Genomic DNA, 15,148 nt, shown 5'->3' on the forward strand with positions numbered 1-15,148 from the left:
GTCAGCCTTCGCTTTTCTTCGTCAGCGGCCGGATCAGCCCTTCCTGCGCCACATTGGCGATCAGCTTGCCCTCGCGCGTGAAGATCCGCCCCCGGTTGAACCCGCGCGCGCGGCCTGCCCATGGGCTGTCGCACACATAGAGCATCCATTCGTCGGCGCGGAAATCGTCGTGAAACCAGATCGCATGATCAAGGCTGGCGCCCATCATGTTGCCCTTGGCCCAGCTGATCTCGTGCGGCAACGTGGCGGTGCCGAGCAGTGTCATGTCGCTGGCATAGGCCAGCACCGCGCGGTGGATCTTGGGATCATCGGGCAGCGGCGCCACCGCGCGCATCCAGGTGTGCGACAAGGGCTCGCGCGGGGGGCCGCCCATCCAGTGGCGCGATTCCACCGGGCGCAGCTCGATCGGGCGCGGTTGCAGCATCATGTGGCGCTGCCGCTCGGGCACCTTGTCGGCATATTCTGCGCGCAAGTCCGCCTCGCTGCGCAGGCTCTCGGGCTCGGCCACCACCGGCATGTCCTCGGCGTGCTCCACCCCCGGCTCGCGCTTGTGGAACGAGGCGACCATGCTCAGGATCGGCCTCACTTTGCCATCCTGTCCCTGCTGGCTCGCCACCACGCGCCGATTGGCGAAACTCCCGCCATCGAGATCGCGCATCACCTCGAAATCGATGCCATAATCCTCGTTCCCGCTGCGCAGGAAATAGGCGTGGAGCGAATGGACAGGCCGGTCCGCAGGCACGGTGCGCTCTGCACTTGCCAGCGCCTGCCCGATCACCTGCCCGCCAAACACGCGCCCCACCCCGCCGGGCTTGCGCGCTCCGGCAAAGTGGTCATTTCCGCCATCCGTAACATCGAGCAGGCGCAGCAAGCCGGCGACGAGATCAGCCGGATCGGAACTTTCGGGTGTTTCGCTCATGGCGGGCGGCATTGCCCAACCTGACGTTTGCGTCAACGGAAAGCTGCCTTCAGCCAAACCCCGGCAGCCGCCGCAGCATGCGCCAGCCGGCTGCTTTGGCCCGGTTGTCCGCAGGCCAGCGCCCCGGCGCGCGCGGCGAAAGCCCCATGCGTCGCAGCACCGCGTTGAATGCCCGCGCATCGGCTTCCGCAAAGCTCCATTCCGAACGCCACGTGATCGAAAGCGAAATCGCGCTCGCCGGTCCGTTGCGCACGTAATGCGGTGCCATCACCGGCACATAGAGCGCCTCGCCCGGTCGCAGCTTCCATTCGGTGCCGCCGCGATCCAGCTCATCCCGCCAGTAAAGCTCCCGCCCCCCGCCGGTGTGGTAGGCCTCATGCGTCTCGTCGGGCGCGTAGTTCGGGTTCCCTTGCGGAAACAGCGTCATCGCCTTCACGCCCGCCAGATGCAGCAGAATATTGTGCTCCGGATCAAAGTGATACGGCGTCACCCCGTTCGGGCTGGTGATGAACACGAAGCCCTGCGGCCGCAGCATCGCCCCCGTGCGCGCCTCGATCGCCGGGCGCAGCTCCTCCAGCAGCGCCAGCAGCAGCTCGCGGTAGGCCGGAACCTGCTCGATGTTCTTGAGCGCGGCCCAGCTGCCCGTTTCGTTGATGCGCCGGATCGTCTCGCCGATGCCAAGGCCATTGCCCGGCGGCACGATGCCGTTGAGCCCCACCGGCAAGTCGGCGCGGTTGTATTCGCGGGATTGCTCCGGCAGCGCCTCGGCCAGGTCCGCCAGCGCATCCAACGTCAGCAGCGCATGGCCGCGCAGCTCATGCCGCAGGCGGTGCGGCACTTCAGGATAGGCAGCGGCAAAGGCGGCGCGCGCCTCTGCTTCGAACACGGTACAGCTCATTTCAGGCCCTGCGGATTGCGAGACAGTTCGAAGGAAACGATGCGGCGAAACAGCGCGCGCCGCGCCGGGCCGCCAATGGCGATGGAAAAGCGCCCGATCGCGCGGCGTTCGCGCCATAGCGAATCGATCATCGGATGGTCGGGCACCGCGCAGCTATCGGCCCAGCGAACGCCCGCGCGCTCCAGCAGCGCCAGATTTTCCAGCTGCAGCAGCACGCCCGGCGAAAAGCGCGCAAAGCGCTCGTCGAACGCGGTCTTGTAGGAGAATGCCCCCGGCGGCGCGATCAGCGTCGCCAGCATGGCGATCGGCTCGCCGTCCAGTTCAAGGCTCAGCCGCTCGAGGCAGCCGCGCTCCGCCGCCGCCGTCATGCTCTCGCGAAACAGCCCCGCCGTCTCGCCCGCGCAGGCCAGCGCGCTGCCCGCGCTGCCCTTCCAGCCCCGCGCCTCCAGCGCAAGAAACTCCTCGATCCACAGCGCGATGCCTTCGCCATCGGCGCAGCGCAAGGCGGCAAGCGTGCCCTGCTCCGCCAGCCGCGCCTGCTGGCGGCGCAATTCCTTGCGCTTCTTGCCCGGCAGCGCATGCTCCAGATAGGCAGACGGCCCCAGCGGTGAAGCCAGCATCGCGCGCTCTTCGCGGTGAACCAGCACGATCTGCCGGCGCTGCCGCGCGCCCACCGCCAGCAGCGCCTCGGCCAGCGCCGTCTCCAGCGGCAGCGCGGCCGCGTGGAGAAAGGCCGCCAGCCCGGCGTTGCGGTCCGCCCAGTCAAGCAGCGCTTCCCAGAACGCTTCCTCGGCCCCTTGCGCCACCAGCGGCGCGCCAAGGAAGGCATTGGCATGGAGCCACACCGCCAGATGCGGCAGCGGGTGCTGGCCATAGCGCCGCGCGCGCTGCAAGGGCAGCAGCGCCTGCGGGGCATCCCCCCGCATCAGCGCGGCGATGTGGATGCGCTCCTGCGGATCGAACCGTGCAAGGCCCGGCAGCAGGTACCATGGCTCGAAAAACGGGTTGGGCGTGCCTGCCCGCGCCGCCAGCGCATCCCAGCCCGCGCGGGCATCCGGCGAATCCCATGCGCGCCACGGCAGCACGGCAAAGCTGGCATCAGCCTCGCCCGCTCCGGGAGGGCGTGCCTTCCCCGGCCGTATGGTAAAGGATGCGTCGTTCAAAATCGGGTCTCCAGCCTCAAGGGCTAGCAGTCCGGACCGAACAGGCGGTTAACGTCCAGGCATATTCCGTTACATTTCGCGCAGGTTTACGCCGGCAAAGCGCCGCCCCGCGCATTGCGCCACCAGCCGATGGAAAGCGGGATGAAGCCCAGCGCCAGCCCGCCGATGCCCACCGTCAGCACAATCGGGCTGAAGGTCGGGATCACCCAGGCCGCCACGAGGGTCATGAACAGCGCGCCGATCAGCGGCATCACCACATGGGTGAACGCCTCGCGCATGTCCGTCCGCAGCAGCCCCCGGAAATGCCAGGCCGAGGCATAGCCCGTCAGCCCCATGTAGAAGCAGATCTGCAGCCCAATCGCCTCGATCGAGCTTTCGAGGATCGCCGCGACCGACGACATGTAGGACGCCGCAAACAGCAGCACGAGGCCCAGTGCCCAGATCACCAGCGTCGCCGCCCACGGCGTCTGCCACTCCTCGTGCACAGCGGCATAGCGCGGATGCAGCACGCCCGCGCGCGCCATCGAATACATGCTGCGGCTGAACTGCAGGATTTGCGTCTCCAGCGCGCCCACCGTGCTCAGCACCGTCGCCAGCACCACAAGATAGCTCCACGGCGCAGGGAAAATCTTGGCCGAAATCGCATAGAGCACATTGGTATTGGCTGCGGCGATCTCCTTGTCGGAAAGCGCGATCAGCACCACCGTCATCAGGATCACGAAAAACACGATGAGGTTGATCATCGCCCAGAACGCGCCCTTGGAGGCGTCCTCCGGCTCGGTCTCCTCGCCCAGGTTCATCGTCACGTCCCAGCCCCAGTAGAAAAACACCGAGACGATCGCGCCATCGGCGAACGACTTGAACGTGAACGATCCCGGCGCGATCCACGAAAGCGCGGGCGCGTGCGCCGGGGTGGCGCCAAACCAGATCACCGCCGCGCCCAGCAGCGCGACGACGATGGCCGCCTCGATCACCGTCACGATCACCTGCGCGGTGCTGGCATGCTTGATCCCGCGCAGCACGATGGCGGTCACCAGCGTCAGCCACACCGCCGCAATCGCCGTCACCAGCGGGGTGTTCTCCACCTGATCGGGCGCGAAGAGCAGCAGCGTGGCGGTCGCGGCGGGCAAAGTGGCGGAAACCATGAACACCACCGAGGCGACCATCAGCCCCCACCCAGCAAAGAAGCCCCAGGTCGGGCCAAACACCGAACCCACCCAGGCAAAGGCGGCCCCTGCATCGGGCATCACCCGGTTAAGCTTGGCAAAGGCAAACATGATGCCCAGCATGATCACGCCGCTATAGAGCAGGCTCCCCACCGAAAGCGGCCCGATCGCGGCATAGATCGTGCCGGTCGTCACCGCGACGGTGAAGGCTGGCGATGTCCCCGCGATCCCCATGATCGTCGATTCCAGCGCCGACAATGCGCCTTTCGCCAAACTTGGTTGGCTATTCTGCTGGCCGCCCTGCTCGCTCATGCCATATCGTCCCCCGTTCTAAACCGCCTCACTCACAACTTCCGCTCGCCCTGAGCCTGTCGAAGGACCACGCGCAGCCCCCAAGGCCTCGCTCCTGATCAGCGTGCTGCCGATATGCGCGATGCCATCGCGGATATCGGCCTCGATCGCGATCCGCAGCGCCATCGTATCGCGCCGCCGCAGCGCCGCCAGCGCCTCGCTGTGCCGATCCACCGTGTAATGGCCCGCAAGCGTGCGCATCGCCCGGCGCAGGAAGGGGCCGATCTGCAGCCACAGCGATTCGATCAGCGGCAGGAAGGCCGATTGCCCCGCCGCCCCGTAAAGCATCGCATGGAAAGCAAAGTTCGCCCCGATCCAGGTGTCATAGTCGCGCGCCGCCTCGGCCTCGTTGATCACCGCGTCTTCCGCCTCCAGCCGCGTGATCAGGCCTTCCGTCACATAGGGCATGGCCCGCGCCGCCGCCTCGGCTTCCAGCACCACGCGCGCCGCGATCAGGTCGTCGAAGCGCTCGATCGTCATCGGCGGAATCCGCACCCGCCGGTTGTCCATCAGCTCCAGCGCGCGCTCCGCCACCAGCTGGCGCAGCGCCTCGCGCACCGGCATCGCGCTCACGCCGAGGTCCGCCGCCAACCCCCGGATCGTCAGTGCCTGCCCCGGCTCGATCCGCCCAAGCAGGATGGACTGCCGCAGCCGCGCCAGCACCTGCTGGTGCAGCGTGCGCGGATCATCCGCTCCGCCTTGGGTCTCGGCGACGAGGTCTGTTACCATCATGCCGCCATGTGATCACAAAATCGCGCGCTGGCCTAGAGGCTTTCGGTGTCTCGCAGAGACGCGAAGCAGAAGGGGAGATCGCGAAGAGGTCGCTCCTTGCGGCGAAGCCGCTGCAATGACGCATGGCACGATTCCTCCCTGCGGGACACCACGCCACGCGCCACGCCTCGTCTCTGCGCCCTCTCTTCTCCTTCGCGTCTCTGCGAGAACCCCTTCCCCTTCTCCAGCACCGCGTGATTGACTCCCCCCGCCCTGCTCCATACCACCCGATACGAAAGCTCCCCAAGGACCGCGCAGACCGATGACCACCCCGCAATCCATGATCACCGACCCGGCTGAAGCGCGCGATTTCCTCGCCGCCAACCCGGAAATCGCCTTCATCGAAGTGATCTTCACCGCGCTCTCCGGCGTCCCGCGTGGCAAGCGCGTGCGCAAGAGCGAGCTCATGACGATCTACGAAACCGGCCGCCTCTATCCCAGCTCGATGCTGGTGGCAGACGTGACCGGGCAGGACTGCGAGGACACCGGCCTCGTCTGGGGCAACGGCGATCCGGACTATATGCTGCGCCCCGTCCCCGGCACGCTGGTCAAGGCGCCTTGGCTGGGCGACGACGTCGCGCAAGTGATCACATCGATGTACTACGCAGACGGCACCCCCTGCGAACTCGATCCGCGCCACGTCCTCGCCCGCGTGGTGGACCGCTTCAAGCCGCTCGGCCTCACCCCCGTCGTCGCCTGCGAGATCGAATACTACCTCGTCGATCCCGTGCGCGGCCCGCGCGGCGAAGTCCACCTCGCCCGCTCGCCGCACACGGCTGCGCAGCCCCACCTCATCGACGTATTCAGCCTCACCGACATTCAGGACTTCGCCCCCTTCTTCAAGGAGCTGTGGCGGCAGGCGGACGTGCAGGGCATCCCGCTCGAGGCCGTGATCTCGGAATACGCACAAGGCCAGGTCGAGCTTACCCTCCACCACCGCCCCGATGCCCTGCGCGCGGGCGACGAAGCGCAGATGTACAAGCGCCTCGCCAAGGGCGTCGCGCAGACCCAGGGCATGGCCGCCACCTTCATGGCCAAGCCCTTCAGCCATTCCGCCGGCAGCTCGATGCACCTCCATTTCAGCATGGCGGACGCGGGCGGCAAGAATGTCTTCGCGAGCGAAGACCCCGAAGGCACCGAGCAGATGCGCCACGCCATCGGCGGCCTGCGCGAAACGCAATCACAGGCCTTCGGCGTGTTCGCCCCCAACGCCAATTCCTACCGCCGCTTCCGCGCCAACAGCTACGCGCCCACCGCGCCGATCTGGGGCGTCAACAACCGCTCCGTGAGCCTGCGCGTCCCCGCCGGTCCGCCGCAATCGCGCCACGTCGAGCACCGCTTCGCCGGGGCCGATGCCAATCCCTACCTCGCGCTCGCCGCCATGCTCGCAGGCGTCCACCACGGCATGGTGAACAAGATCGATCCCGGCCCGGCGGTCGTCGGCGATGGCTACAAGGCCGCGGCGGACAGCCCCTATCAGGTTCCCGGCAACTGGTACGCCGCCGTCGACGCACTCCACGCCTCGGCGCTCATGCGCGACTATCTCGGCGATACCTTCGTCGACATGTACTGCGCGGTGAAGCGCACCGAACAGGACCGCTTCTTCAGCGAGGTCACCGCGCTCGATTATGACTGGTACCTCCGCAACGCCTAACTCTGGGCCTGATCCGCTGCTCCAGCGGCGGGACCGCGCCTTCGGGCGCGGCGCCAAGCTGTTCTACGATGAACCGCTGCATCTGGTGCGTGGGCTGGGCGCCAGCCTCTTCGGCGCGGACGGCCGCCGCTATGTCGACATGTACAACAACGTCGCCTCGGTCGGCCACGCGCACCCCCGGATTGTCGAGGCGATGGCCCGCCAGCAGGCCACGCTCAACACCCACAGCCGCTACCTCAGCGAACCCGCGATTGCGCTCGCCGAACGCCTCACCGCGCTCCAGCGCGTCACGGAAAGCGCGGTGTTCTCCTGCTCCGGCACCGAAGCCATCGAAATCGCGCTGCGCATGGCCCGCATGGCCACCGGCGCACAAGGGATCGTCTGCACCGATCACACCTACCACGGGAACAACACCGTCGTCGGCGCGCTGACGAACCTCCCCGCCGGCGACACCCGCCACCCCTGGGTCCGCTCGATCCCCTTCCCCGAAACGCTCCGCCCCCTTGTCCCCGGCGAGGCATCGGCAGACGCCTATATCGCCCGCCTCAAGACCGCGATCGACGACCTCAAAGCCACCGGCCAAGGCTTCGCCGCCCTCATCCTCTGCCCGATCCTCGCCAACGAGGGCCTGCCCGATATTCCGGAGGGCTTCATGGCCAAGGCCGAAGCCCTCGTCCGCGCCGAGGGCGGCCTGATCATCGCCGACGAAGTCCAAGCCGGCTATGGCCGCAGCGGCACGTGGTGGGGCTATGACCATGTCGGCCTCACCCCGGACATCGTCGTCACCGGCAAACCGATGGGCGCCGGTCTCCCCCTCGCCGCCACCACCGCCCGCCGCGAGATCGTCGAGCAATTCCGAGCCGAAACCCGCTATTTCAACACCTTCGCCGCCAGCCCCCTGCAAGGCGCAGTCGGCTGCGCCGTGCTCGATGTGATCGAGGAAGAAGGCCTCGTCGATCACGCCCGCACCCTCGGCGCCGAACTCAAGGCCGGCCTGAAACAGCGCCTCGGCCACACCCCCGGCCTCCTCGACGTACGCGGCAAGGGCCTCTTCCTCGCCGCCGAATTCGTGGACGACCACGGCGGACCGGACGCCGCCCACGCCTTCGCCCTCGTCTGCGCACTTCGCCGCGAAGGCTTCCTCACCTCGGTCGACGGCGCCTTCAACAACTGCGTGAAAATCCGCCCCCCGCTCGTCCTTCCCCGCGAAGACGCGCTCGCTTTCCTCGATGCCTTCGACCGCGTCACGTATGCCTGAAATCGCGGCCTATCTCCCCGCCGCCCGCGCCGCCCTCACCGCCTTCGGCCTCCCCGAAACCGAACCGCATCCCATCGGCAAAAGCGAAAACGTCGTCTTCCGCGCCGACGCGCCCGATGGCACCACCTGGGCCCTGCGCCTCCACCGCCCCGGCTACCACGCCCTCCCCGCGCTCGAATCCGATCGCGAACTCACCGCGCACCTTGCCGCCAGCGGCCTCATCGTCCCCACCGGCCGCCGCACGCGCAATGGCGCGTGGTATGCCGAAGTCCCCACCCCCGATCCCGAAGCCCGCCGCCTCGCCGGCATGACGCTCTGGCACCCCGGCCAGACACTCGCAGACCTGCTCGGCAAGGATCGCGGCCCCGAAACCTGGCCCTGGTTCGAGCGCACCGGCGCGCTCCTCGCCGATCTGCACAACGCCACCTCTGGCTGGACCCCGCCCGCAGGCTTCAACCGCCACCGCCTCGATTTGGAAGGCCTCGTCGGCGAAACGCCCTTCTGGGGCCGCTTCTGGGACGTGCCCAGCCTCACCGCCGAAGAGCGCGGCCTCCTAACCGAAGCGCGCAGCCTCGCCGCCGCCCGCCTCGCCGCGCTCACCGATCCGCTCATCCTCATCCACGCCGACGCCCACCCCGCCAACGTCCTCGTCAGCGGAGACCAATTGGGCCTCATCGATTTCGACGATTGCGCCTGGGGCTGGCCCGCATTCGACATGGCCGTCACCCTGTGGAGCGCCGCCAGCGAACCCCAATTCGCCGCTCTGCGCGATCGTTTCCTGACCGGCTACGCCAGCCGCCGCGCGCTGCCACAGGACGTCCTCGCGCAGCTCGACCTCTTCCTGCTCACGCGCTCGCTCATGCTGATCGGCTGGTGCACCGACCGCCCCGAAGTCGTCGGCGAGGAGTCCGAATGGAAGCCCGGCCTGATCGACAAGGTCCACGCCGCGCTGGAACGACACGGCTAAAGCCTACCGACACCAGCAAACCTCGTCGGCCCGTGCTCGACACGGGCCTTGGCTTATCTTTTTGAGCGTCGCGCCAGAAGAAAAGCCCAACCCCGTGTCAAGCACGGGGTGACGATAATCGGATCAACGAAAAGGCCTAACGCCCCACCCTCGTCATTCCCGCGAAGGCGGGAATCCAGAGCGGCATGCACAGCGCGTCAGTCTATGGATTCCCGCCTTCGCGGGAATGACGAATGGAGAGGAAGAACGCACCACGGAAACCGGCACCCCACCGCAAGCCAAATGAATCAAGTCATTGAAAGGAATCAGGAACCTGAATCGCACCTCAAGTTAACTTGAGATTCAGGATTCATCCCTAGATTCCAAGGCGATCCCTCATCCCATAGTACCACGCGCCCACCACGCAGTAGGGCACGCGAAACAGCTTTCCGCCCACGAACGGGATGTACGGCAGCGAGGCAAAGACGTCGAATTTGGTCATCTGCCCGTCAATCGCTTCGGCCAGTCGGCGCCCCAGCATCTGCGTCGTCGTCACCCCGTGCCCGCTGTCGCCCTGCGAGAAATAGACGCTGTCCGAAACGCGCCCCATCTGCGGATAGCGCGTCATCGTCAGCGCGAAATTGCCGCTCCACTGGAACTCGACCTTGGTGCCCTTCAGCTGCGGGAAGGTCTGGAACATCTGCGGCAGGATCTTGCCCTCGATCGAAGCGGGATCGAACCCGCCATAGATCGTGCCGCCGCCATAGAGCAGCCGGCCGTCCGCCGTGCGCCGATAATAGTCCGGGATATAGCGGATATCCTCGATGCAATAGTTGGTCGGAAAGAGCGTCTCCAGCAGCTCATCCCCCAGCACCTCGGTCGCAATCACCTGGCTCGAAACCGGCAGCACGCGCCCCGAAAGATCGGGCGCTGCATCGCCGAGGTAAGCATTGCCGCAGACCAGCACCTTGTTCGCGCGCACCATGCCCTTGGCGGTATGCACCACCGGCTCCGCACCGCGATCGACATGCGTGACGCGCGAGTTCTCGAAGATCCGCCCGCCCAGGCTCTCGAACGCCGCCGCTTCGCCCAGCACATAGTTCAGCGAATGCATGTGCCCGCCGATGGGGTCGAACATGCCGCCGACATAGCGGTCCGAATTGATGTGCTCGCGCGCGGCTGCGCCTTCCGCCAGGAACATCTGCGTGTGGCCATGCCGATGCCATTCCTCGGTGCGCTCGACCAGCGTCTTCAGCTGCGGCTTGCTCATCGCCATGATCGCGTTGCCCGCGCGCAAGTCGCACTGGATGCCATACTTGGCCACGCGCTCGCGGATGATCGACTGACCCTCCAGCGCCATCGCACCAAACGCCTTCTCCGCCTCCACGCCATAGTGCTGGCGCACTTCGAGCATGCGGCGGCTGTAGCCATTGACCAACTGCCCGCCGTTGCGCCCCGAAGCGCCCCAGCCCACGCGCTCGCCCTCGACCACGATCACCTTGTACCCGCGCTCGGCCAGTTCCAGCGCCGCGCCCATGCCGGTGAAGCCTGCACCCACCACGCAGATGTCCGCGCGTTCCTCACCCAGCAGCTCCGGCCGCCGAGGCGTGGGGTTCGCGCTCGCGGCATAGTACGTCGGCATGCCGGCATAAGGCGAGGCGGGCGAGAAATGGTCCACGATAGGGTCGGTCATCAGGTGGAAATACCGGGCCTGCCTGGCGATTGTCAACGCAAAATGTGATCACATTATTGTTATGCGGGTAGCAATGCGACAAGCAAACCCTACGAACTCACTCATTTTGTGATCATGTTTCCCGCTCAATCATGCGGATCGCGCACGGTCTCCATCGCCACGAAGGTGGAAGTGTTCGCCACATGCGGCAGGCTCGAAATCTTCTCGCCCAGCACTTCGCGGTAGCGGCGGATGTCCGCCGTGCGCACTTTCAGCAGATAGTCGAAGCTCGAGGCGATCATGTGGCATTCCTCGATTTCGGGAATGCGCAGCACCGCCAGCCGGAACGCCTCCAGCGCGGCCTCGCGCGTGTCGGAAAGCTTCACTTCGGTAAAGGCGACATGGTCCATCCCCAGCTTGCGCGGATCGAGAATGGCCCGGAATCCCCGGATATACCCTTCCACGATCAACCGCCTGAGCCGCGCCTGCGTCGGCGATTTGGAAAGGCCGATGCGCTGCGCCAGTTCGGTGATCGGCAGCCGCCCGTCCACCGCCAGAATGGCCAGAATGGCGCGGTCAAACCGGTCAAGTGACCCGTCCTTATCACTATCAGTATGCATATCGCCTGCCATAGTGCGAAAACTAAGGCCAAGTGGTCTGTACGGCAACGCAAATCGGGCAAATAGCCTGACGCGTTTCTGGTATTCTCCCACCATGCCCAGCCTCCCACCCTTCGCCCCGCGCATCGCCCCCGAAACCCCGCTCCGCCGCGCCATCACGCAGGCCACGCGCATCGCCGAGCGCGAGGCGGTCCGCCCCCTGCTCGCCGCCGCCACGCTCCCCCACGCAGACCGCGCGGGCATCGCCGCGACCGCGCGCGAGCTCATCGAAGCCCTGCGCGCCAAGGCCCGGCATAGGGGCAACTCGGGCGGCGTGCAGGCGCTCGTGCAGGAATTCGCGCTTTCCAGCCACGAAGGCGTCGCGCTCATGTGCCTCGCCGAAGCGCTCCTGCGCATCCCCGACGATGCCACGCGCGACGCGCTGATCCGCGACAAGCTCGCCACGGGCAACTGGGCCGCGCACCTCGGCGGTGACAAGCCGCTCTTCGTCAACGCAGCCACCTGGGGCCTCGTCATCACCGGCAAGCTCGTGGCAAGCGTCGATGCCACCGGCCTCGGCCACGCGCTCACCCGCATGGTCCACCGCCTTGGCGAACCGGTCATCCGGCGCGGCGTCGATGTCGCCATGCGCATGATGGGCGAACAGTTCGTGATGGGCGAAACGATCGAGGACGCGCTCACCCGCGCCCGCCGCCGCGAAGCGCAGGGCTTCGCCTTCAGCTACGATATGCTGGGCGAAGCCGCCGCCACCGCCGCCGATGCCGCGCGCTATCTGGAGGCCTACACCGCCGCGATCCACGCCATCGGAACCGCCAGCGCCGGGCGCGGCATCGTCTCCGGCCCCGGCATCTCGATCAAGCTCTCCGCACTCCACCCCCGCTATGCCCGCGCGCAGGCGCACCGCGTCATGGCCGAACTCGCTCCCCGCGTTCTCGCCCTCGCCGAGCTCGCCAAAAGCTACGACATCGGCTTCAACATCGACGCCGAAGAGACCGACCGCCTCGAACTCTCGCTCGACATTCTCGAAGGGCTTGCCCACGCCCCCACCCTCGCAGGCTGGAACGGCCTCGGCTTCGTCATTCAGGCCTACCAAAAGCGCTGCCCCATGGTGATCGACTGGATCGTCGATCTCGCCCGCCGCGCGGGCCGCCGGATCATGGTCCGCCTCGTCAAAGGCGCCTACTGGGACGCCGAAATAAAGCGCGCGCAGGAAGCTGGCCTCAGCGACTTCCCGGTCTACACCCGCAAGGTCCACACCGATCTCGCCTATCAGGCCTGCGCGCAAAAGCTCCTCGCCGCGCGCGATGCCGTGTTCCCCCAGTTCGCCACCCACAACGCGCAAACGCTCGCCAGCGTGCTCCACCTCGCCGGCCCGGATTTCACCCCCGGCGACTACGAGTTCCAGTGCCTCCACGGCATGGGCGAACCGCTCTATGAGGAAGTGGTCGGCCCCGAAAAGCTCGCCCGCCCCTGCCGTGTCTACGCCCCCGTCGGCACGCACGAAACGCTGCTTGCCTATCTCGTCCGCCGCCTCCTTGAGAACGGCGCGAACTCGTCCTTCGTCAACCGCATCGCCGATCCTGACGTGCCCGTCGAAGCCCTGATCGAAGACCCCGCCGCCGTGGTCGCCGCCGAACCCCAGCCCGGCGCGCCGCACCCCGCTATCGCCCTCCCGCAGGCCTTGTTCGCCGACCGCCAGAATGCCAAGGGCCTCGATCTTGCCGACGAACCGACCCTTGCCGCGCTCGCCGAAGCCCTGATCGCCAGCGCCGCGCAGGACCACCGCGCCGGTGATCCCGCCCGCCCCGCGCAGCCGGTGCTGAACCCCGCCGACCACCGCGACGTCGTCGGCCATGTCCACCCCGCAACCCCGGAAGACGCCGCCCGCGCCGCGAGCGCAGCCGCCGCATCAAGCTGGAGCGCAACCCCCACCGCAACCCGCGCTGCCGCGCTCGAACGCGCCGCCGATGCGATGGAAGCCGCGCGCATCCCCCTCATCGCGCTCCTCATCCGCGAGGCCGGCAAGAGCGCCGCCAATGCCCTCGCCGAAGTGCGCGAAGCGGTCGATTTCCTGCGCTACTACGCCGCCGAAGCGCGCCGCCTGCCCGCTGAGGCGCACTCGCTCGGCCCCGTGGTCTGCATCAGCCCGTGGAACTTCCCGCTGGCCATCTTCACCGGCCAGATCGCCGCCGCGCTCGCCACCGGCAATCCGGTCCTCGCCAAGCCAGCCCCCGAAACCCCGCTCGTCGCCGCCGATGCCGTGCGCATTCTGCACGCCGCCGGCATTCCCGCAGACGCGCTCCATTTCCTCCCCGGCGGCGGAGAGATCGGCGCCGCCCTCGTCGCCGCGCCCGGAACGCAAGGCGTCGTCTTCACCGGCTCCACCGCCACCGCACGCGCGATCCAGCAATCGCTCGCCGGTCGCCTGACAGCCCACGGCGCCCCCATCCCCTTCATCGCCGAAACCGGCGGGCTCAACGCGATGGTGGTCGATAGCTCCGCCCTCGCCGAACAGGTCGTGGCCGATGTCCTCGCCTCCGCGTTCGACAGCGCGGGCCAGCGCTGCTCTGCCTTGCGCCTGCTCTGCCTGCAGCAGGATATCGCAGACCGCACCCTCAACATGCTGAAAGCCGCGATGGCCGAACTCGCGGTCGGCAACCCCGCCACCCTCGCCACCGATGTCGGCCCGGTCATCTCACAGCGCGCCCGCACCGGCATCGCCGCACATGTCACCGCCATGCGCGCCGCCGGTTTCCCCGTGACGGAAATGCCCCTCGTCCCCGAAACGGCAGAGGGCACCTTCATTGCCCCCACGCTGATCGAACTGGCGAGTCCGCGCGATCTCAAGGCCGAAGTCTTCGGCCCCGTCCTCCACGTCGTCCGCTTCCGCGCCGAGGACATGGACAGCCTCATCGAGGCCATCAACGCCTCGGGCTACGGCCTCACCTTCGGCCTCCACACCCGCATCGACCAGACCGTCGAGCGCGTGACCAGCCGCATCCACGCGGGCAATCTCTACGTGAACCGCAACATGATCGGCGCGGTCGTTGGCGTGCAGCCCTTCGGCGGGCGCGGCCTTTCGGGCACCGGCCCCAAGGCAGGTGGCCCGCTCTATCTCACCCGCTTCGCCCCGGGCGCCGTGCCCAGCCTGCCCGCAGCCGAACGCCCCGCCGAGCCGGACACCGCCCTTGCCGCCTTCGCCCTGCGGGCCTCCGCGCAAGGCCTCGCCGCCGCCGCCAGCGCGGCATGGGACGCCGCCAAGGCCTCGCTTCTCGGCTTCACGGCAGAACTTCCCGGCCCGGTCGGCGAACGCAACACGTACCGCCTCGCCCCGCGCGGCCGGATCGCCTGCAGCGCCACCAGCGTCGAGGTGCTGTGGCAGCAGGTCGCCGCCGTGCTGGCAACGGGCAACATCGCCGTGATCACCGTTCCCAGCCCGATCGCAACCCGCCCCGCCGGCTTCCCTGCGGCGCTCGCCGCCCGTGTGCTGTGGGACGGAGCAGACCTCAGCCAGATCCCGGATCTCGCCGCCATGCTGATCGAAGGCCCCGCATCGCGCATCGCCGAAGCCAGCCGCCAGCTGGCGCAGCGCGAAGGCGCCATCGTCCCCTTGCACATATCTGCTCCCGGCGGCACCCCGCTCCATCTCCTGCTCGAGGAAGTCACCCTCTCGGTCAACACCACCGCCGCCGGCGGCAACGCCAGCCTGATGGCCCTCGCCTAGCGGGAT

General features: G+C 67.6%; 11 protein-coding genes. 4 read left to right on the plus strand and 7 right to left on the minus strand.

Annotation, left to right across the window (positions count from 1 at the left end; all coding sequences use genetic code 11):
* Position 1: 1 nt before the first annotated feature.
* The 5 genes from ACO06X_RS07645 to ACO06X_RS07665 form a co-directional block, all read right to left on the minus strand.
* Entirely contained in the window at positions 2-919 is a 918-nt protein-coding gene (locus ACO06X_RS07645) for an acyl-CoA thioesterase (protein ID WP_421839332.1), read from the minus strand.
* A 49-nt stretch (positions 920-968) separates the two neighbouring features.
* Positions 969-1,817, minus strand: coding sequence for a transcriptional regulator (locus ACO06X_RS07650; protein ID WP_421839333.1), 849 nt, complete (start codon positions 1,815-1,817; stop codon positions 969-971).
* Positions 1,814-2,980: a GNAT family N-acetyltransferase gene (locus ACO06X_RS07655; protein ID WP_421839334.1), complete on the minus strand. Its 1,167-nt coding sequence runs from the start codon at positions 2,978-2,980 to the stop codon at positions 1,814-1,816. The genes ACO06X_RS07650 and ACO06X_RS07655 overlap by 4 nt, the downstream gene beginning before the upstream one ends.
* Positions 2,981-3,066: 86 nt before the next feature.
* Complete coding sequence (locus ACO06X_RS07660) at positions 3,067-4,458, minus strand: APC family permease (RefSeq protein ID WP_421839335.1); 1,392 nt, start codon at positions 4,456-4,458, stop codon at positions 3,067-3,069.
* A gap of 18 nt (positions 4,459-4,476) precedes the next feature.
* Complete coding sequence (locus ACO06X_RS07665) at positions 4,477-5,229, minus strand: GntR family transcriptional regulator (RefSeq protein WP_421839336.1); 753 nt, start codon at positions 5,227-5,229, stop codon at positions 4,477-4,479.
* A gap of 301 nt (positions 5,230-5,530) precedes the next feature.
* Between ACO06X_RS07665 and ACO06X_RS07670 the strand changes: the two genes are divergently transcribed.
* Genes ACO06X_RS07670 through ACO06X_RS07680 form a run of 3 tightly spaced genes read left to right on the plus strand, consistent with a single transcriptional unit; the run spans position 5,531 to position 9,147 of the window.
* Positions 5,531-6,922: a glutamine synthetase family protein gene (locus ACO06X_RS07670; RefSeq protein WP_421839337.1), complete on the plus strand. Its 1,392-nt coding sequence runs from the start codon at positions 5,531-5,533 to the stop codon at positions 6,920-6,922.
* Positions 6,897-8,180, plus strand: coding sequence for an aspartate aminotransferase family protein (locus ACO06X_RS07675; protein ID WP_421839338.1), 1,284 nt, complete (start codon positions 6,897-6,899; stop codon positions 8,178-8,180). The genes ACO06X_RS07670 and ACO06X_RS07675 overlap by 26 nt, the downstream gene beginning before the upstream one ends.
* The gene (locus ACO06X_RS07680) at positions 8,173-9,147 is read left to right on the plus strand and encodes a phosphotransferase enzyme family protein (protein ID WP_421839339.1); all 975 of its coding nucleotides are present in this window, start codon (positions 8,173-8,175) and stop codon (positions 9,145-9,147) included. The genes ACO06X_RS07675 and ACO06X_RS07680 overlap by 8 nt, the downstream gene beginning before the upstream one ends.
* Positions 9,148-9,502: 355 nt before the next feature.
* Here ACO06X_RS07680 and ACO06X_RS07685 read toward each other — a convergent pair whose 3' ends face one another.
* Positions 9,503-10,819: an FAD-dependent oxidoreductase gene (locus ACO06X_RS07685; protein WP_421839340.1), complete on the minus strand. Its 1,317-nt coding sequence runs from the start codon at positions 10,817-10,819 to the stop codon at positions 9,503-9,505.
* 125 nt (positions 10,820-10,944) lie between these two features.
* Positions 10,945-11,430, minus strand: coding sequence for an Lrp/AsnC family transcriptional regulator (locus ACO06X_RS07690; protein WP_421839341.1), 486 nt, complete (start codon positions 11,428-11,430; stop codon positions 10,945-10,947).
* A gap of 82 nt (positions 11,431-11,512) precedes the next feature.
* Here ACO06X_RS07690 and putA point away from each other — a divergent pair, with 82 nt between their 5' ends.
* On the plus strand, positions 11,513-15,142 hold the full coding sequence (gene putA, locus ACO06X_RS07695; RefSeq protein ID WP_421839342.1) for a bifunctional proline dehydrogenase/L-glutamate gamma-semialdehyde dehydrogenase PutA: 3,630 nt from the start codon (positions 11,513-11,515) through the stop codon (positions 15,140-15,142).
* The last annotated feature ends 6 nt before the right edge of the window (positions 15,143-15,148 follow it).

The organism is Novosphingobium sp. (assembly GCF_965229225.1).
GTDB lineage: Bacteria > Pseudomonadota > Alphaproteobacteria > Sphingomonadales > Sphingomonadaceae > Novosphingobium.